The following is an 18,368-nucleotide window of genomic DNA, read 5'->3' as shown; positions in this document are numbered from 1 at the left end:
ATAGCCACCCAGCACTTACCCCTAGGGCTATGCCCTCAGGGCAGGTTGAAGGCTGGGCTGTCAAGCTGCCGTCGCTTCGCGACTTGGGTCCCGGCAACGCCGCATCGTCGCAGGGGCTAAAGCCAGGCGCCTCAACCGCCCACGCCGGCACGATTGAAGGCGTGCCCTGATACGAACCGGCCTCCGCCGCTGCCTTTTTTTCTTGCTGCGGCCGTTCAGCGCGCCGACCCGACCCACCTCTCACCGCCCGTAACTTGTTGATTTCTTATGGAGTTAGCGGGCTCCCCGTCTCATGTTCCGATTCCGGAACAAAACCTGGCCCCGGCGCTCGTCTTTGCAGATTGCGTGCTATAAGCCGCCTGTTCGCGAGGAATGATGCGCGCGTTCGAGGGGCAGGACCACAGGACTCGCTACAGGAACCCGGGCTCATCAGGCGCACCAAGACTCTGCTTGCAGATGGTCGTCATGCTGGCATTCACCATCCCCGTCCTTCCTGCGCGCGCGCAGGACGCGGCGACCGGCGCCATCCGGGGGACGGTACTGGACGCGGCCGGAGCGCGGATCGCCGGAGCCAAGGTCACGGCCATCAACACCCACACGGCGGTGGCGCGCACGACGCGGACCGACGCGCAGGGGGAGTTCTGGGTGCAGCTGCTGCTGCCCAATGAATACGAGGTCCACGTGAGCGCGGATGGCATGCGCGGCGAGCGACGCACCGGATTGCATGTGGAGGTGGGCGGGGTGCTGGAGCTGGAGTTCCGGCTGGCAGTGGCCGGGCCGGAGCCGGTGGTCACGGTCGAAGGGGATGCGCCGCTGGTCGAGACGCGACCGCAGGGCGTCTCCGCCGTGATCGACAAGCGGGCCATCGAGGAATTGCCGCTCGACGGGCGCCGCTACACCGATCTTGCCCTGCTGACGCCCGGCGCAATCCAGGATCCGCGCGGCCTCACCTCGGCCACGAATGGCGACCTGGCGTTCGGCGGAGTGCGTGGCTTCCAGTCGTCGTTCCTGGTGGACGGCGCGGACAACAACAACGCCTTCTTCGCGCAGGCGCGCGGGCGCTACCGCGCTCCCTACCAGTTCAGCAACGAAGTGGTGCAAGAATTCCGCGTTTCCTCAAATACCTACGGGGCGGACCTGGGACGCGCGGGCGGTGCGGTCATCAATGTAGTGACGCGCTCGGGCTCGAACCAGACGCACGGCAGCCTGTTCTATTTCCTGCGGGACAGCGAGTTCGCGGCCCGGCCGCCGGGCCTGCCTGCGAAGCCCTCCGACCGGCGCCATCAGGTGGGCGGGACGCTGGGCGGGCGGCTGATCAAGAACCAGGTCTTCTATTTCGTGGGCTTCGACCAGCACGTCTTCCGGGTGCCCAACGTGGTGCTGTTCGCCGACGGCTCGACGGAAGTGGCGCCCACGGCGGACGACTTCGAGTTCAATGACCAGGCGCTGGTGTTCGCCGCCGCCGACCAGCTCTCGGCGCTGGGCGGCGAGTTCGAGTCGTCGCTCATCGGCCATGCCGCTTTCGCCAAAGTGGACGTGTCGCTTTCGCCGCAGCATTACCTTTCGGGGCGGCTGAGCGCCTCGCGCTACTACGGCGACAACAACGTCTTCTTCGATCCCTCCAGCCCGGCGCGCAACTTCGCGCTCAGCTCGAACGGCGAGGAAAGAGTCGAAACGCTGAGCGCGGCGCTCTCGCTCACCAGCGCGCTCAGCTTCCGCGCCACCAGCCACCTGCGGGTGCAGGCCTCCTGGGACAATGAACGGTCGCTGGCCAACTCCGATGAGCCGCGCACGGTGATCGACGACGTGCTCGAAGGCTTCGGGCGCTCGGTCATCCTGCCGCGGCGCACGGATGAGAACCGCGTACACATCGCCGAGACCGTGAGCCTGGACGGCCGTCGGCACTCCTTCAAGTTCGGCGGCGACTTCTCCAACGTCGAGATCACCAACATCTTCCCCTTGCTGTTCGGAGGGCAGTACACCTTTCGCAGCATCCGCGTGAATCCCTTCACCTTCGCGCCGCAGACCTTCGGCCTGCAGTTGACGCCGCTGCGCGCTTTCGCCCACGAAGTTCCGCGCTTCTATTCGCAGAACTTCGGCAGCGCGGTTTCGCATCCGGATACGCGCGAGTACGCGCTGTTCGCGCAGGACACCATCCGCGTCTCCGACCGCCTGGCACTCACCCTGGGAGTGCGCTGGGACCTGCAGACCTTCCGCAGCGACCGCCTGGTCTCGAATCCGCTGTGGCCGGATTCGGGCAAGGCGCCGACGGACACCAACAATGTGGCGCCGCGCGTGGGGTTCGCCCTTTCGTTCGGCGAAGGGCGGCCGTGGGTGATCCGCGGCGGCTACGGCATCTTCTACACGCGCATTCCGCAGATCTACAACTCGGCCATCGAGACCGACAACGGCCTGAACAATTCCCATCTGCTGCTGGACAACGCCGACTTCTTCGACCGCCAGATCTTTCCCGCGTATCCGAATCCGCTGGTGGAGTGCGGCGTGCGCGCGCTCACCTGCGCGGCGCCGGCCTCGGTAACCTCGCGCCTGACGACGGAGATCTCCTCCTTCGCGCCCGACTTCCAGACGCCGTTCGTGCAGCAGGCCAGCCTGACGGTGGAACGCGAGGTGGCGCGGCGGTTCGCGATCGGCGCCGCCTATCTGTACGTGCACGGGCAGCATCTCATCCGGGCGCGCGACGTCAACCTGCCCGAGCCGGTCGAGCTCACCTATCCCGTCTTCGAAGGAACGAACTTCACCGGCGACTTCTTCAGCGTGGATTCGTTCTCCACCTGGCAGCTTGCGCCTTCGCTCACCTGTCCGTTTCCGCCCTGCATCAACGAGCCGGTGCGGCCGCTGGCCGGGGTGGAAGCCATCAACGTTTTCGAGAGCGCGGCCTCCAGCGTCTACCACGGGCTGACGCTGTCGGCGCGGCGGCGCATGACCGACGGCTTCTACTTCCGCGTGGCCTACACCTTCGGCCAGGCCATCGACGACAACCAGGACGGGCTGGTCGCAGGCCCGGCCACGGTGCAGAACTCCTTCGCCACCCGGCTGGAGCGTGGCCGCAGCGTCACCGACCAGCGGCACCGGCTGGCCGTCTCCTGGATCTACGAATTCAAGTTCTTCGGCGCGGACCAGCCCGGGCTGCGGGCGGCGTTCAACGACTGGCGTGTCTCCGGCGTGTTCACACGCGGCAGCGGGCGCCCGGTGAACGCGCGCATCGCGGGCGACGCCAACGGCGACAACAATCTGGAGAACGACCGCCTGCCGGGTTTCCGGCGCAACGCTTTCACCGGGCCCGACTACGCCACCATGGACGTGCGCCTGGCGCGGCGCCTGTTCGCCACCCGGCGGGTGAAGCTCGACCTGATGGTCGAGGCCTTCAACCTGTTCAACCGCAACAACCGGCGGGTCGATATCGGCGACGACGGCTTCGCCGATACCGCAGCCAATTTCGTCCCGCTCACCACCACGGCCGGCGGCGCCATCTTCCCCGCCTTCTACCAGCGGCTTTCCAGCTTCCTGCGGCCGGTTCGTTCCTACTCGCCGCGGCAGGTGCAGTTCGCCCTCAAGGCGGTGTTCTGATGAGTTCCAGTTCTTATTCGGCTTCGTACTCGTATTCCGGCGCAGTGCAGTTGACGAATCTCGCTTGGGCTGCGATAACTGAAACATCCTTTCGGGATAAGCAGGGAGGTGTGTTTCGATTGGCTGAAGTGAGATTGCAGGAGGGCGAATCGCTGGAGAATGCCCTCCGCCGCTTCAAGCGCAAGGTCCAGACCGAGGACATCATCAAGGAGGTCAAGCGTCACTCCTACTACCTCAAGCCTGGAGAGAAAAGGCGTTTGAAGGAAGCTCTGGCGCGCAAGCGGAACCGCAAGAAAGCGCGCAAGGAGCAGGACTAGCGGAGTCAACCGGGCCGTCGCCCAGCCGCGGCGGCCCGTTGCTTTTGGAATTCCATTGCGCCGGAAAGAGTTCGGAGTGAGGTACGCCCTCGCCTCTGGCGGCAAGGGCGGGGCCGAACTTAGGGGCAAGACCCTGCGAACTCTTCCCGACCGCGCCGGCTACGCGAGCTGGCCGGGCGGATGAGGATGCCGGCGCAGGGAGACTCGGCAGTAGGGGAGATCTCTCACATGGAATTCCGGGACAAGCTGTTGCAGTGCGTCGAGTGCGGCGCCGAGTTCGTGTTCACGGCCGGCGAGCAGTTGTTCTTCCACGATAAGCAGTTCAAGAACGAGCCCAAGCGGTGCAAGCCCTGCAAGATGAAGCGCATCTCCTCCCTGGGCGGGAACGGCAGCGTTGTGCGTACGCCCAAGGTGGAAACGCAGGCGGTGTGCTCGCAGTGCGGCAAGCACACCACTGTGCCCTTCCGGCCTACGCAGGGACGCCCGGTCTATTGCCGGGAATGCTTCCAGGCGCGGCGGGCCACGGCGCCGAGCGCGGTGGCGTAGGCTAGCGGCGGTGAGTCAGCGTGCCCGCCGGAGCTGGCGGGGGCGCGGGGCGGGCACCGCGACGGGCCCCTTGGCGTGGGCGGGCTTGCCGTCCTCGTGGGCGATGAGCAGGGCTTCGATCTGGCGCACCAGGTCCTGGGCATTGGCCTGCACCATGACGGACTGGGCGCCGGCGCGCGAAGGGCCGGTTTCGGCCAGCTCGGTGAGGACGGCGGTGGCCGGATTGTAGGGCTGGCGCTGGGCGGCGGCAATCACGTCGCTGCCCGCGGTCTCGCTCTCCATGGCCATATCGGTGATGACCATGTGGAAAGGGCCGGGGTCGAGCTTGGCGATGGCTTCGCGCGCCGAGGAGGCGGTTTCCACTTCGAATCCGTGCATCTCCAGCAGCTTGCGCAGCGCGAGCTGCACGGCCAGGTCGTCGTCGGCAAGCAGGATGCGGCGCTTCATACGCCTCCGAAGCTGGCCGCTATAATACTCCGAAGTGTCCACGTTCCACGTACAGAATTTTGGCTGCCGGGCCGCCCAGGCGGACGGCGCCGCCCTGGAGCGCCAACTCCTGGAACACGGATTGCACCCGGCAGATGACGCGGGTGCGGCCGAGTTCGTCATCCTGAACACCTGCACGGTGACCGGCGCGGCCGACCAGGACGCGCGCAGCGCCATCCGGCGCATACATCGCGAAAACCCGGAGTGCCGCATCCTGGTGACCGGATGCTACGCGCAGCGCGCGCCCCAGGAGCTGGCCGCGCTGCCCGGCGTCGCCTGGGTGGTGGGCAACTCGCACAAGCAGGATGTGGCGGGAATCGTGGCGCAGACTCAGGAGTGGCGACGCTCCCCGAACTTCATTCCCGTTGCGACGTTGGGCCGATCGCCCGATCACGCGATTGCAAATGGCCCGATGGTCCTGGTGGGCGATATTTTTGCGCACACCGAGTTGCTGGCTGCCCCGGTGTTCGAGGCCAGAACGCACTCGGAGCGGACGCGGCCCAACCTGAAAGTGCAGGATGGCTGCGACAATCGCTGCTCCTTCTGCGTGATCCCGGCGGTGCGCGGACAAAGCCGGTCTTTGAGGCTGGCGGATGCGGTGCGCGAGGTGCGGGCGCTGGTGGAGGCCGGGTATCGCGAGGTCGTCATTTCGGGAATCAATCTGGGGCGATGGGGGCGGGACCTTGAGCCGCCGCGGAGGTTCGAAGATTTGATCGAAGCCATCCTGGCGGAGACGACGCTGGAGCGGCTGCGGCTGAGTTCGGTCGAACCCATGGACTGGACGGAGCGGCTGATCGACCTCGTGGCCGGGGAGAGCCGCATCGCCAGGCACGCGCACGTGCCGCTGCAATCGGGCTCGGACCGGGTGCTAAGGCGCATGCACCGGCGCTACCGTCCGTGGCACTACGCGGAGCGCATCCACAGGATCCGCGAGCGGATGCCGCTGGCCGCCATCGGAGCCGATGTGATGGTGGGCTTTCCCGGCGAGACCGATGCCGAGTTCGAGGAGAACCGCGCCTTCATCGCTTCCCTGCCCTTCACCTACCTGCACGTGTTCACGTACTCCGCGCGGCCGGGGACGCCGGCGGCGGCTATGCCGGGACAGGTGCGGAGTGAGGTCGCGCGGGAGCGCAATCGCGTGCTGCGTGAACTGGCCGCGGAGAAGAACCTGGCATTCCGCAGGCAGATGGTCGGCAGAACGATTCCGGCCATCACGCTCAGCGCGCAGGACGGCGATTCGACCGAGGCGTTGACCGACAATTACTTGAAGATGAGACTCGCAGGACGGCACGAGGCCAATCAGTGGATGGGCGTGCGAGTAGTGGGAGTGACGAAAGACGGGCTCGAAGGAGTCTGTAACTTGTGATCTGCGATTTGTAATTTGCAATCCCTAATTTGTAATTTGCGAATCCCAGTCCGTAATTGGAGTGCAGTATCGTGGCTTCCCTTTCTGACCCGCTGGTAAGAGAGTTGCTTGATGGGCGCTCTGTCGCCTGCCTGGGGACGGAGAACTCGGATGGCTCCGTTCACCTGGTTGCGGTCTGGTATCTGTTCGATGGCGGAGCGCTCTACGTGGCGACGGCGTCGCGCAGCCGAAAGGCGCGCAATGTCGAAGCCCGGCCGCGGGCTTCCCTGATGGTCGACTCGCGCGATCCGCAGGCGTCGCGCGGGGTCACGGTGAGTGGAGCCGCGGAGTTGCTGAAAGGCGAAGCTTCGCGGGAGTGGAACGCGCGCATTCACCGCCGCTACCTGAGTGAGGCGGCGCTGGCGGACCCTCGCGTGGGACCGGTGTTCGCCGGGTGGGACGATGTCACCATCCGCCTGAAGCCCAAGTCGGTCGTGGCCTGGGACATGCGTGAGGCCGACAGGGCGGTGATGGGCGGCGCCTTCGCGGAGAATCCAGCGTATCTGCGGAAGCTCGATTTGTAAGGGTCAGGCTGTCATCTTGCGGTTGGCGCCGCGCAGGGCCGGGCGCAAGCTGCATGTTATAATCACGAAGTTCGCCTGCAATCCAAGCAACGGAGGGAAATATCGACAAACGTTTCATCCGAGCCAATGAGCGCATCCGGGCGCGGGAAATCCGGGTGATCGACGACGAAGGGCAGCAGATCGGCATCATGCCGCCGCAGGAAGCGCTGAAGATGGCCCGCAGCAAGAACCTGGACCTGGTAGAGATTTCGCCCACCGCCAATCCTCCCGTCTGCCGCATCATGGACTTCGGGAAGTTTCTCTACGAGCAGGGGAAAAAAGAGCGCGCGGCGCGCAAGCATCAGAAGACCATCGTCATCAAGGAAGTGAAGTTCCGGGTGAACGTGGACGAGCACGACTACGAGTTCAAGAAGAACCACGTGCTGCGCTTCCTGGACGAGGGCGACAAGGTGAAGGCCACCATCTTCTTCCGCGGGCGGGAAATGACGCACCCGGAGCTGGGACGGGCGATCCTGAACCGGCTGCTGACCGATGTGGGCGACAAGGGGATCGTCGAGTTCCGGCCGCGGATGGAAGGCAATACGCTGCACATGATCCTGGCGCCCAAGAAAGCGTAAGACCAGTTTCGAGTTTCCAGTTTCGAGAAGAGGGGTTGAGAAGATCCATGCCGAAGTTGAAGACCCATAAGGGCGCGGCCAAGCGCTTCCGGAAGACGGCGGGAGGGAAGATCAAGCGCAGCCAGGCGTATCTGCGCCACATCCTGACGTCGAAGCCGACCAAGCGCAAACGGCAGTTGGACATGAGCGCCACGGTATCGAAGGCGGATGTCAAGAACGTGAAGGCGATGCTGCCGTATTAGAGGCAGCTACTAGCTGCTAGCTTCTAGCTAGAAGCTAGAGGCAAGAAGCTGGAGTTGAAAGCCAGAGGCTTTCAACTCCCACGCGAGCGAAGAGGCCGAGGGAATCCTGCCTCCAGCCGCGAAACGAAGCAGGAAAAAGGAGAGACCATGCCACGCGTCAAACGTGGGACGAAGCGGCGCGCGCGCCGGAAGAAGATCCTGGATCGCGCCAGCGGCTATTTCCTCACCAAGTCCAAGCTCTACCGTTCGGCGAAGGAGTCGGTCGAGCGGGCGCTGAAATACGCTTACGCCGGCCGGCGGCTGAAGAAGCGGCAGTTCCGGGCGCTGTGGATCGTGCGCATCGGGGCGGCGGCGCGGCTGAACGGCATGAGCTACAGCCAGTTCATCCACGGGCTGAAGAAGAGCGGCATCGAGCTGGACCGCAAGATCCTGGCGGACCTGGCGGTACAGGACCCGGCGGCGTTTAAGAGCCTGGCCGAGCAGGCCCGGGCTGCGCTGGGTTCGGCGGCCTGAGGCGGCTCCGCCAGGCGTTCTCTGCTCTTGAAGGGTCGGTCGGGCGGTGCCGCTCTTCCAAAGAAGCAACCCAAGGTCCTTCGCTCCGGTTTCCCGCGCTGGTGAAGTCGCGCGGGGCCCTCCTGCGCTCAGGATGAGGGCCACAAGGGGCAGGGATCACATGACCGAGTGAAGCTCGCTCGGGCTGCATTTGAGGGACAGGCGAGCATGTACAGCGTCCCCGAACTGAACGACCACACGCCGGCAGCGGTGGATGCGGCGGTGCGCGAATTGCTGACGGCGCTGGACGGTGAAGCGGCGGCGTTGGGGAGCGAAGCCGAGTGGAAGGCGTTCCGCGACCGCTGGATGGCGCGCAAGAACGGCGTCCTGACCCAGGTAAACGACCGGTGGCTGAAGGCCGCCCCGGCCCAAGCGAAGCGCGACGTCGGACAGCGGGTGAATGAACTCAAGGCCCGGGTGGAACAGACGGTCGAATCGGCACGGCAGCGCGTCCACGGCGGAGGCCTGAAGGCGCGCCTGGAGGCGGAGCGGCTGGATGTGACGCTGCCGGGGATCCGGCGGCGGTTGGGGGCGGAGCATCCGGTGCTCAAGGTGAACGACGAGCTGCTCGGCATCTTCCGCTCGATGGGCTACTCGATCGCCGACGGGCCCGAGGTCGAGAGCGACTACTACAACTTCGAGGCGCTGAATTTTCCGCCCGAGCATCCGGCGCGTGACACGCAGGACACGCTGTTCCTGGCGGGACAGGACAAGAAGCCGCTGCGCGAGCGGCTGCTGCTGCGCACGCACACGTCCCCGGTGCAGATCCGGACCATGGAAAAGCATGCGCCGCCGGTGCGCATCGTGTGTCCGGGGAAGGTGTACCGGCACGACACGCCCGACGCCACACACTCGCCGGTGTTCCACCAAATCGAAGGGCTGGCCGTGGACACCAACATCACCTTCAGCGACCTGAAAGGGACGCTGGATTACGCCATGAAGGCGATGTTCGGATCGAGCGTGCAGACGCGCTTTCATCCATCGTTTTTCCCCTTCACCGAACCCAGCGCGGACGTGAGCATCAGTTGCATCTTCTGCGGTGGGAAGGGCTATTACGCGGCGGGCGGACCCTGCCGGCATTGCAAGCAGAGCGGCTGGATCGAGCTGCTGGGCTGCGGCATGGTGGACCCTGCGGTGTATGGCTTCGTGCGCGAGAAGGGCTACGACCCGGCCAAAATCAGCGGCTTCGCCTGGGGGCTGGGCGTGGAACGGATCGCCATCATGAAGTACGGCGTGGAAGACATACAGCTTTTCTTCCATGGGGATGTGCGGTTCCTGGAGCAGTTTGGATAAGACAGTGGTCAGTGGTCAGGGGTCAGTGGCCAGAAAAGCAGTGGCTAGTGGCCAGTGGCCAGTGGCAGGAAAAAGCAAAAATGAAGATCTCGGTTGCCTGGCTGCGCGAGTTCGTTGACCTGAAGGTCGACACGAAGAGGCTCGCCGAAGACCTGACGCGCGCGGGAATCTCGGTGGAAAGCTTGGCGGGCGAGGGCGACGCGGCCATTCTCTCCATGGAGATCACCACCAACCGGGTGGATGCCATGAACCACTACGGGGTGGCGCGGGAGTGCGCAGCCATCTACGACACCGAGCTGAGACCGATCGTGGCGAAGCTGCCGCCGTCGGCGGGGAAGACCGATTTCAAGATCGAGATCGAAGCGCCGGAGCTGTGCGGGCGCTACACGGCGCGCGTGCTGAAGGGCACGCGCGTGGTGGCCTCGCCGGCGGCCATCGCGCGGCGGCTGGAGAGCATGGACGCGCGGCCCATCAACAACGCGGCCGACGCCACCAACTACAACCTGATCGAGATGGGGCATCCGACGCACGCCTTCGACCTGGACCGGCTGGAGGGGGAAAAGATCGTGGTGCGGCGGGCGCGGGACGGAGAGAGGCTGAAAACGCTGGACGGAGTGGACCGCACGCTCACGAACGAAGATCTGGTGATCGCCGACGCAAAACGCGCGGTGGCGCTGGCCGGAGTGATGGGCGGCTTCGACACCATGATCACGGAGAAGACGCGCAACGTGCTGATCGAGTCGGCATGGTTCGATCCCATGACCGTGCGCAAGACGGCGCGGCGGCACGGCATGCACACCGACGCGTCGCATCGCTTCGAGCGCGGCGCCGACTGGGCGGCGACGCCGGTGGCCTGCGCGCGCGTGGCGCAGCTCATCCTGGAGACGGGCGGCGGCGAAGTGGCGGGCGAGGAGATGGACGCTATCGGACGCACGATCGAGCGGCCGGAAGTGGCACTGCGCTACTCCGAGGTGACGCGCATCCTGGGTGTGGAGCTGCCGCGCGAGGAGATCGCGCGCATGCTCGCGCGGCTGGGATTCGGCGTGCGCGGCAGTGGAGACAAAGGCTGGCACGTGGTGCTGCCCACGTGGCGGCTGGACGTGGAACGCGAGATCGACCTCATCGAAGAGATCGCGCGGCTGTGGGGGTACGATCGCTTCCCCAACACGCTGCCGGCATTCAGCGGCGCGGTGGTCGAGCTGCCCGATGCCCCGAAAGAAGCCGCGGTGCGCTCCTGCCTGCGGGCGCTGGGATACCATGCGGCCATCTCCACAACCTTCATATCAGAGACGGACGCGAAGACGTTCTCGACGGAAGCGGCGCTGAAGCTGGCCAATCCAATCAGCGAGGAAGCGACGGTGCTCAGGACGTCGCTGGCGCCGGGGATGCTCGACATGCTGGCCTGGAACCTGAACCGCGGCGTGAGCGACGCGCGCCTGTTCGAGATGGGCAAGGTGTTCGCCGCCCTGGGCTCCGATTGCGACGAACGCAAGGCGCTGGTTCTCGGCGCCACCGGGCACGCGGGAGAAACGAGCGTCCACCAAGCCCCGCGGCCGTATTCGTTCTACGACCTGAAGGGCGACATCGAGACGCTGCTGGGGCAGTTCGTACATCAGTCGTTGTACTTCGACGCGCTGGCCGCTTCCTACTACCACCCGGGACGCGCGGCGCGGGCGGTGATGGACGGGGCGACCGTGGCCCGCTTCGGGCAGATCCATCCTGAGGTAGCGGAGCGGCGCAAGCTGCGGCAGGACGTGTACGTGGCCGAGGTCGCGCTGGACCGCCTGTTCAAGAGCGGACTGCGCGAGCCGGTGTACCGGCCGGTGCCTCGGTTCCCGGCGGTGGAGCGCGACTTCTCTTTCCTGTTCGCACAGGACGTGAGTTTCGAGAAGATCCGCGCGGCGGTGGAGGGGCTGAAGCTGGCCGACCTGCGCGCCTTCCGGCCGGTAGAAACGTTCCGCGGCGGCGCGATTCCAGCGGGCAAATATTCCCTGCTGCTGCGGGCCACGTTCCAATCCGGGGAGCGCACGCTGCGCGACGATGAAGTGGCGGCGTGGGCGGGGAAGATCGTGAAGGCGCTGGAGGGATTGGGCGGCACGCTACGAGCGTGATGCTGGACTTGTCATTGGCAATTGGTAGTTCATCACTTCCCACCAGGTAAACCGCAACCAGCACTAACCCTAGGTCCTTCGCTCGGGCTTCCCAAGCTGGAGAAAATACTTGGGAACCCTCCCTCGCTCAGGATGACGGCAGCAAAAGGGAGCAGGGTCCCAACCGGCAGGCACTGACTCACGTCCTCTTGCCGGCTCAATGTACAATCCGCGCGGTACGAGGTGAGCCATGCCGCTTTCACGCAGGGAATTTTTGGCCGCGGGTGCGGGGGCCGCAGCCGCCGGCGTCTTGCAGTTTCCATTTCCCCAGATGCTGGCGGGGCAGGGCGCGTCGCGCGCCGACCGGCCCATCCGCTTGAACAGCAACGAGAATGCGTATGGGCCGCTGCCTTCCGTGCTGGAGGCGATGCGCGGTGCGGCGCGCGTGGCCAGCATCTATCCGTTCCAAAGGGACGATGAGTATATGGAAAAGGTGGCGCGGTTCCACGGTGTGGAGCGGGAGCGAGTGATCGCCGGCTGTGGATCGACGGAGATCCTGCGCATGGCGGCGTGCGCGTTCGCGGGCGCCGGGCGCCGGATAATCGTGCCCACGCCGACCTTCGAGGCCATCCTGGAATACGCGCGCGCGGAGGAAGGCCAGGTGGAGACGGTGCCGCTCACAACGAATTACGCTCACGATCTGGAGGAGATGCTGGAGCGGGTGCACGCCAAGGAGAAGCCGCCGGCGGGGCTGGTGTACATCTGCAATCCCAATAATCCGACGGCCAGCCTGACGCCGCGCGGCGCCATCGAAGATTTCCTGCGGCGGCTGCCGCGCGAGACCCACGTACTCATCGACGAGGCCTATCATCATTTTGCGGTGGGCGCGGCGGGATACACTTCGTTCCTGGAGCGGCCGGTGGACGACGCGCGGGTGATCGTGGCGCGCACGTTCTCCAAGATCTACGGCATGGCGGGGCTGCGGCTGGGCTACGGCGTGGGCGCGCCGGAGGCAATCCAGAAGATGCGCCGCTACCGGCTGTGGGACAGCGCCAACGGAATCGCGCTGGAATGCGCCATGGCAGCGCTGGACGACCGCGAGGGACTGGCGGCGGCGGCGCGGAGGATCGCGCAGGACCACACGGACTTCGAGACGGAAGCGAAGCGGAGAAACGTGAGCTTCATCCCTTCCTTCACCAACTTCTTCATGGTGGAGTGCGGGCGGCCGGTGCGGGCGGTGATGGCGCACTTCGCCAAGCAGGGCATCCTGATCGGACGGCCGTTCGCGGGCCTGGAGACGATGGCGCGCATCTCGCTGGGCACACCGGAGGAGATGAAGGCGTTCTGGCGGGCGTGGGACACGCTGCCGGAAGCGGCGCGCGCCTGAGCGCCGGTTCTGCGGTATACTGCGCTCGCAATCCTCACGCATTGATTTGAAGGTGCACTCATGTCCACGGCGAAGGCGCTGCGCGAGCCGGCTCCGGAAATCTCCGCCGACGAATTTCAGGCGCTGGAAGAGAAGATCCGGCGCACCATCGAAGCCCTGAAAGCGGCCAAGGAGGCGCGCGCCGCGGCGGAACGCGAAACCGCGCGGGTGCGCCAGCAGATGCGCGAGCGCGACGAAGAGTTCGACGCGCTGCGGGCCGAGGTGGTGGCCCTGCGCCGCGAGCGCGAAGAGGTACGAACCCGGGTAGAAAAGATCCTGCGACAGATTGACGCCTTGACGTCGGGCGAATCCGCGTCATAATCAGACCAACGCGGAACTCACGGAGGAAGAGCTTGCCCAACCGGCCCGACGGCAGCGTGCAGGTGGAAATCTACGACCAGCTCTATAACCTGCGCGGCTCAGACCCGGAATACATCGAACGGCTGGCCAAGTTCGTGGACGAACGGATGCGCGTGGTGGCCTCGCAGGCGGCCACGGTGGATTCGTTGCGAGTGGCGGTGCTGGCCGCGCTGAACATCGCCGACGAGTATCACACGCTCAAGCGCAAGTACGACGAGGTCGCCTCCGAGTACAACCAGCGCGCCCACCAGCTCGCCGGGCAGATCGATGAAGCGCTGGACGAGATGAGACGGGTGGGATGAAGCCCATTTGCGATCTGCGAACTGTGAACTTCGAAGTTTGAACCTGGCCAACCCAATCCACACAACTCGCCCGGTGATTTCCTAAATCCGCGGGTATCCGCGGTTTCCTCTACTTTCTGGTGTTGTACGGGCTCTCGCCGAAGGTGGCGCGAGTTTCCAGCCAGCGGGCGGCGGCGGGGGCATCGCGGAGTTCGCCTGAGAGGATGGCGAGCGTGAGGTCGTGCAGGAGCACGGTGTTCACAGGTTTGGCGAAGACCAGCGGGGAGGACTGGAACGGGAAGCGCACCAGCAGCGGAACGCGATGGTCGAGGCGGCCGGCGTGGGCGGCTTCGTCCTCGGCGGTCCAGCCGGGCTGCCGGCGCCAGAAGTCGGCGCGCCACCAGTGGTCGGAGGTGACGATGACGGTGGTGCGCTCCCACAGGCCGGCCTGCTCCATGGCGGCGCGCAGTTCGCCGAGAGTGCGGTCGGCGAGTACCAAGTTATCGAGATAGCCGGGCGCGCCATCGAGGCGGAATTCACCGCGAGCGCGATCGTAGAAGCCGATGGGATGCGGCACCGGCAGGTGAATCACCAGGAAATCGAGCGCGGGGTCAATGGCGGCCTTCTTCCCTGCGTCGAACAGCGCCTGGTAGTCGCGGATGTCTTCTTGGCGCTCGCGGCGCAGGCGAGCCGGCAGCAGACGCCAGCGGGCGAGGCCGAACCAGGTGTCGAGCGTGGACTCGGCCTGGTCCCACATGGTTTGGGCGACGGAGGCGTCACGGCGCACCGCGCCCAACAGCAGAGGCCCGTCCTGCCAGGCGCACTGCGACAGACCGCGCAGCACGCGGCAATACGGGTGGTACCAGCCGATGAGGGCGGTGTTGCGAGCTCGCGCGAAAATACCCGGCTCGGCGGTCCAGGGGCGTGGCTGGTCTGCGACGTTGCCTTTTTCGTCGCCGAACCAGAGCAACAACTCATCAGAACCGCGGGGTTCGGTTCGCGCCACCAGCTTGCCGGTGAAAAGCGCGGGCATGGAGAGCTCGGTCATGCGACCGGGCGGGTAGGCATTGGGCGCGTAGAGCGCCTGGCTGCGCAGGCGGTCGAACTGCGGCAGGGGCAACGAGGGTGGGCGCTCGGCGAAGGCCAGGCGCTGATCCATCTCGTCGAGCACCAGCCACAGCACGCGCGGTGGGCGAGCCGGGTCAGCGGGTGAAGGCGGCTGGATGGCGGGAGCATTTGCGAAGTCCATCCGCTGGAGTTGGTAGAGCAGCCACACGCCCTGCGTACCGGTCACCAGGACGAAGGGCGAAGCGATCAGAAGAAGAACCGATGCGACGCGGGCGAGAGGTCTTTGCCAACGCCGGACGGCCAGCAGAATGAGCGCCAGCAACACGAACCACAGCGCGATTCCGGGCCAGCCGAAGCGCTCGCGGAATACGAGCGCGAGTTGTCCGAAGCGCAGATTGGCGACGACCAGCAACAGGAACAGAAACCGCGCAGCGTGGGTGACGGCGGGTTTGCCGATGCTCCGGACAAGCGTCGCTCCGCTGAAGAAAATCGCGCCCACAAGCAGCACGTCCAGCAGCACTGCCATCAGATGCGGTGCGGGTGAGGTGCGGCTGTAATAGGCCAGCTTGCCATCCAGCAGTTCGCGCCACACGCGAAAGAAACACACGTTGGCGAGAGAGAGGGCGATGAGCGCATCGCGGCGCATCATCGGGCGCCGTCTCTCCGACGCAGAAGGTAGAGGGCGCGGGTGGCGCCTTCAGGACGCAGACTACGGACGATCTCGAAGCGCTGCCGCCAGGCGGATTCGAAGCTCTCGGGCGTCAAGTCGCGGTGCAGCGCCTCGCGGCCGCGCACAATGCGGCGGAACATGGGGTCGTCGGTGGAGACATACTCGACCACGACGGCGTCGCAGGTGAGCGCGGCGATGAGGTCCACGATCTCGGCCAGCGGCACGCGCTCGGTGACCAGCATGTGGTGGACGACCGCCAGCATCATCACCAGGTCGAAAGCGCCCTGGGCGCGCTCCAGAAACGCGGGGCACTCGCGGTTGCGCCAGCCGGTGGCGGGCGTGGGACGGGCCAGGTTGACGACCAGCGGCAGGACGTCGAGCTGCTCGGCGCGCGCCCCGCGCCAGATCTCGCCAACGGCCACGGCGTCGTAATCAATGGCCACCACACCTGCACCGGCGCGTGCGGCGATGCGGGTGAAGTAGCCGGTGTTGGCGCCCACGTCGAGAACGCGGCGCGGCTTCAGCTCGCTCAGGGCGGAGGCGACGAACGCTTCCTTGGCGGCGAACTGCTCGCGACTATAGTGCGTGGCAGTGGCCAGATAGTCGGACCACATGGATTTGCGGCCGGGGCGCGGAGCCAGGCGGTCGAGCGAGCGGCGCAGACGCGCGAGCGTGGCGCGCAAAATGTAAGCGGCGCGTTCGGCATCGGGCAGAAGTTTTTTCTGATACAGCGCCGTGTCGTCCGCACGGGCGCGCGCTCCCAACCACACCGGCGCCGTCACCAGTCCGAAAACGGGCGGCAGCAGGCGCGCGAGCGGTCCGCACAGGCGGTAGACCTCCTCCGGCTCCAGCCCGTCGCGGCGGCCGAGGAAGACCTCGTCCAGCGCCAACCCGAAGCGGGTGTTGGCCAGCAGCGGCAGCAGGAAGGTGCGGGCGAACTGCGCGTAGGGCAGCCAGGTGGGATCGCCGGGCTCACGGCGCTCGACGGAGAGAACGTCCACGAACACCGGCCCAAGGCCACGGAAAAGGACGTTGAACGGCGTGCCGTCCTTGAGACCGAGGCCGTCGGCGAGCAAGGCCTGGGCCAGATCGAGAGTGAGACGGCCGGCTTCGTGCAGCATCTCCGGCGGCCATTCGTAGGGATAGGAAGGGAACTCGATGGCCTCGTGCTCGACCACGAGCGCGTCAGGATGAGCGGCGAGAAGCGCCGCCGCATCCGAGTCGCGGTTGAGAAGCGCGAGCGCGGCGTTGCGGTCCACCACTTCGGTGTGCACCAGGCGACCTTCTCCAGCCAAGCGGCGGGCCACGGCGGAGGCGAGGAAGGCTTCGAGGTCGGCGCGGGCGTCGGGCTGCACCAGGCGCAGAATACGGCCGTCGATCCGGAACAGCCGCCCCGCGGGATCGCGAAACGAAGCCCTGGTGGCAACCGGATCCATGCGCGGTTACTGCTTGGGTTCCTCGGATTTCTTTCGGAAGGGCACCAGGCGGAACAGGAGCTTGCGGAAGTAGAAGCCGGCGCCGACCAACGCCGCCATCAGTCCCTGCCAGAGCAGCATGCCGGAGCCGGGGTCGGTGTAGGCGAAAGCGGGCGCTTCACTTAGCAGGACGAAGGCGGCGACGGACACAAGCGTCGTCCAGCGGGCGGGGTGCATGACAACTCCTCCTCGGCGTGGCCATTGTATCGCGGAGGCGGCTGTGCACGTGCTCATGATTGCAAACCAAGTGCCAACTTTCTGCGGCATCCCTCTTGCCTTACGCCAGCCTTGCTCTTAGGATGAGCCCCGAAAGCCGGCCTGCAAAGTTGGTGTAGGCGAAGCCGTTTTTTTGAACCAACACCTAATGAACGGGAGCCCGGCTCGGATGATGGCCCGGTGAGCAATGTTCCGCCATGCGGAAATGCCTAAAGGGCCCCGGAGGGCACCCACCGTCGTAAGACGGGTTCATTAAACGGTCAGTCTCACGGCCGAGTGGGTCGGTTTTTACTTTTCGAGCTGCTAGCTTCTAGCTACTAGCTTTTGGCTCTTGGCCAACCCTCCTTGTTCCCCTGTTAAACTGGCTCAGCGTGGTTGGCACATCGCTGGTCAGCTAAATGCTAACTGCCGACCGCTAATCGCTGCCTCATGCTTCCCCGCCTGCTCGATTTCGGCAACTACGGGCTGCCCACGTATGGCGTGCTGGCGGCGGCCGGCCTTCTGGTGGGGTTGATGATCAACGTGCGGCTGGCGCGGCGCGACGGCATCGACCCCGACCTGGCCTGGAACATGGGCATCGTGGCGATCCTCTCCGCCATCATCGGCGCCAAGCTCCTGTTCCTGGCCGGTGACTGGCGCTATTACCTGGAGCATCCCCGGCAGATCCTGACGCTTTCCACGCTGCAGACCGGAGGCGTGTGGCAGGGCGGACTGGTGGCGGGCCTGCTTGCGGCCGCCTGGTACATGCGCAAGCACCGCATGCCTGCGCTCCGCACCGCGGACGCGTTCGCTCCCGGCGTGGCGCTCGGGCACGCTTTCGGACGCCTGGGCTGCTTCGCTGCCGGCTGCTGCTACGGCAAGCCCACCGACCTGCCCTGGGGCGTAACCTTCACACATCCGCTGGCCAACGCGCTGGTGGGAACACCGCTGGACGTGCCGCTGCATCCTACACAGATCTACGAGCTCCTGCTGGAACTGGCGGTCTTCACCGTGCTGATGTGGCGCCTGAAACGGCGACGCATCGCGGGCGAAGTGATGGGCGCGTATCTGTTCCTCTACGGCTTCGGGCGGTACTTCCTGGAGTTTTTCCGCGACGATCCCGGACGCGGCGAATTCTTTGGCGGCGCGATGAGCGGCACGCAGATCCTTTCCATCCTGCTGGTGATTGCGGGCGGGTTGATGTGGATGCGGCGGGCGCCGGAGGCCGCAACC

The 18,368-nt window shown here is 65.8% G+C and carries 18 protein-coding genes and 1 other RNA gene; 15 read left to right on the top strand and 4 right to left on the bottom strand.

The features are described 5' to 3' along the window. The first annotated feature begins 456 nt into the window (after nucleotides 1-456). The 3 genes from VNK82_01200 to VNK82_01190 all read left to right on the top strand — a co-directional run bounded on the left by VNK82_01200 (nucleotide 457) and on the right by VNK82_01190 (nucleotide 4,451). Nucleotides 457-3,588 carry a TonB-dependent receptor gene (locus VNK82_01200; protein HXE89558.1) on the top strand — a complete coding sequence of 1,044 codons (3,132 nt, stop codon included), beginning with the start codon at nucleotides 457-459 and terminating at the stop codon, nucleotides 3,586-3,588. A 128-nt stretch (nucleotides 3,589-3,716) separates the two neighbouring features. Then, nucleotides 3,717-3,905: a 30S ribosomal protein S21 gene (rpsU, locus tag VNK82_01195; protein ID HXE89557.1), complete on the top strand. Its 189-nt coding sequence runs from the start codon at nucleotides 3,717-3,719 to the stop codon at nucleotides 3,903-3,905. Nucleotides 3,906-4,133: 228 nt separating this feature from the next. After that, entirely contained in the window at nucleotides 4,134-4,451 is a 318-nt protein-coding gene (locus tag VNK82_01190) for a zinc-ribbon domain containing protein (protein ID HXE89556.1), read from the top strand. A gap of 15 nt (nucleotides 4,452-4,466) precedes the next feature. Here the strand turns inward: VNK82_01190 and VNK82_01185 are convergent, their stop codons facing one another. After that, nucleotides 4,467-4,898 carry a response regulator gene (locus VNK82_01185; protein HXE89555.1) on the bottom strand — a complete coding sequence of 144 codons (432 nt, stop codon included), beginning with the start codon at nucleotides 4,896-4,898 and terminating at the stop codon, nucleotides 4,467-4,469. Between the two features lie 34 nt (nucleotides 4,899-4,932). Between VNK82_01185 and mtaB the strand changes: the two genes are divergently transcribed. The 10 genes from mtaB (at nucleotide 4,933) to VNK82_01135 (ending at nucleotide 13,748) form a co-directional block, all read left to right on the top strand. Beyond that, the gene (mtaB, locus tag VNK82_01180; GenBank protein ID HXE89554.1) at nucleotides 4,933-6,303 is read left to right on the top strand and encodes a tRNA (N(6)-L-threonylcarbamoyladenosine(37)-C(2))-methylthiotransferase MtaB; all 1,371 of its coding nucleotides are present in this window, start codon (nucleotides 4,933-4,935) and stop codon (nucleotides 6,301-6,303) included. A 71-nt stretch (nucleotides 6,304-6,374) separates the two neighbouring features. Further along, on the top strand, nucleotides 6,375-6,866 hold the full coding sequence (locus VNK82_01175; GenBank protein ID HXE89553.1) for a TIGR03618 family F420-dependent PPOX class oxidoreductase: 492 nt from the start codon (nucleotides 6,375-6,377) through the stop codon (nucleotides 6,864-6,866). Between the two features lie 80 nt (nucleotides 6,867-6,946). Next, a complete protein-coding gene (gene infC, locus VNK82_01170) occupies nucleotides 6,947-7,483 on the top strand; it encodes a translation initiation factor IF-3 (protein HXE89552.1) in 537 nt (178 codons plus the stop codon). 47 nt (nucleotides 7,484-7,530) lie between these two features. Beyond that, complete coding sequence (rpmI, locus tag VNK82_01165) at nucleotides 7,531-7,725, top strand: 50S ribosomal protein L35 (protein ID HXE89551.1); 195 nt, start codon at nucleotides 7,531-7,533, stop codon at nucleotides 7,723-7,725. A gap of 147 nt (nucleotides 7,726-7,872) precedes the next feature. Further along, nucleotides 7,873-8,238: a 50S ribosomal protein L20 gene (rplT, locus tag VNK82_01160; protein HXE89550.1), complete on the top strand. Its 366-nt coding sequence runs from the start codon at nucleotides 7,873-7,875 to the stop codon at nucleotides 8,236-8,238. A 207-nt stretch (nucleotides 8,239-8,445) separates the two neighbouring features. Next, nucleotides 8,446-9,570, top strand: coding sequence for a phenylalanine--tRNA ligase subunit alpha (gene pheS, locus VNK82_01155; protein HXE89549.1), 1,125 nt, complete (start codon nucleotides 8,446-8,448; stop codon nucleotides 9,568-9,570). Nucleotides 9,571-9,650: 80 nt separating this feature from the next. Beyond that, nucleotides 9,651-11,681, top strand: coding sequence for a phenylalanine--tRNA ligase subunit beta (gene pheT / locus VNK82_01150; protein ID HXE89548.1), 2,031 nt, complete (start codon nucleotides 9,651-9,653; stop codon nucleotides 11,679-11,681). A gap of 229 nt (nucleotides 11,682-11,910) precedes the next feature. Then, entirely contained in the window at nucleotides 11,911-13,047 is a 1,137-nt protein-coding gene (locus VNK82_01145; GenBank protein ID HXE89547.1) for an aminotransferase class I/II-fold pyridoxal phosphate-dependent enzyme, read from the top strand. 60 nt (nucleotides 13,048-13,107) lie between these two features. After that, the gene (locus VNK82_01140) at nucleotides 13,108-13,407 is read left to right on the top strand and encodes a DUF4201 domain-containing protein (GenBank protein HXE89546.1); all 300 of its coding nucleotides are present in this window, start codon (nucleotides 13,108-13,110) and stop codon (nucleotides 13,405-13,407) included. A 32-nt stretch (nucleotides 13,408-13,439) separates the two neighbouring features. Further along, nucleotides 13,440-13,748: a cell division protein ZapA gene (locus VNK82_01135; protein ID HXE89545.1), complete on the top strand. Its 309-nt coding sequence runs from the start codon at nucleotides 13,440-13,442 to the stop codon at nucleotides 13,746-13,748. A 109-nt stretch (nucleotides 13,749-13,857) separates the two neighbouring features. Here the strand turns inward: VNK82_01135 and VNK82_01130 are convergent, their stop codons facing one another. From VNK82_01130 to VNK82_01120, 3 genes are read right to left on the bottom strand one after another with little or no spacing between them, the layout of a single operon-like run. After that, nucleotides 13,858-15,444 carry a sulfatase-like hydrolase/transferase gene (locus tag VNK82_01130; protein HXE89544.1) on the bottom strand — a complete coding sequence of 529 codons (1,587 nt, stop codon included), beginning with the start codon at nucleotides 15,442-15,444 and terminating at the stop codon, nucleotides 13,858-13,860. Then, nucleotides 15,441-16,901 (bottom strand): methyltransferase domain-containing protein, encoded by a 1,461-nt coding sequence (locus VNK82_01125; GenBank protein ID HXE89543.1) that lies wholly within the window; start codon nucleotides 16,899-16,901, stop codon nucleotides 15,441-15,443. The genes VNK82_01130 and VNK82_01125 overlap by 4 nt, the downstream gene beginning before the upstream one ends. 6 nt (nucleotides 16,902-16,907) lie before the next feature. Next, entirely contained in the window at nucleotides 16,908-17,117 is a 210-nt protein-coding gene (locus tag VNK82_01120; GenBank protein ID HXE89542.1) for a hypothetical protein, read from the bottom strand. Between the two features lie 135 nt (nucleotides 17,118-17,252). Between VNK82_01120 and ssrS the strand changes: the two genes are divergently transcribed. Together ssrS and lgt are read left to right on the top strand one after the other, a co-directional pair. After that, nucleotides 17,253-17,443: non-coding RNA, 6S RNA (ssrS, locus tag VNK82_01115), on the top strand. A 142-nt stretch (nucleotides 17,444-17,585) separates the two neighbouring features. Next, nucleotides 17,586-18,368: prolipoprotein diacylglyceryl transferase (gene lgt, locus VNK82_01110; GenBank protein ID HXE89541.1), on the top strand; the 783-nt coding region annotated here is incomplete at its 3' end.

The organism is Terriglobales bacterium (assembly GCA_035573675.1).
Classification (GTDB): domain Bacteria; phylum Acidobacteriota; class Terriglobia; order Terriglobales; family Acidobacteriaceae; genus DATMAB01.
Note: the sequence above shows the minus strand (reverse complement) of the source record. Positions and strands in the feature narration are given on the sequence as shown.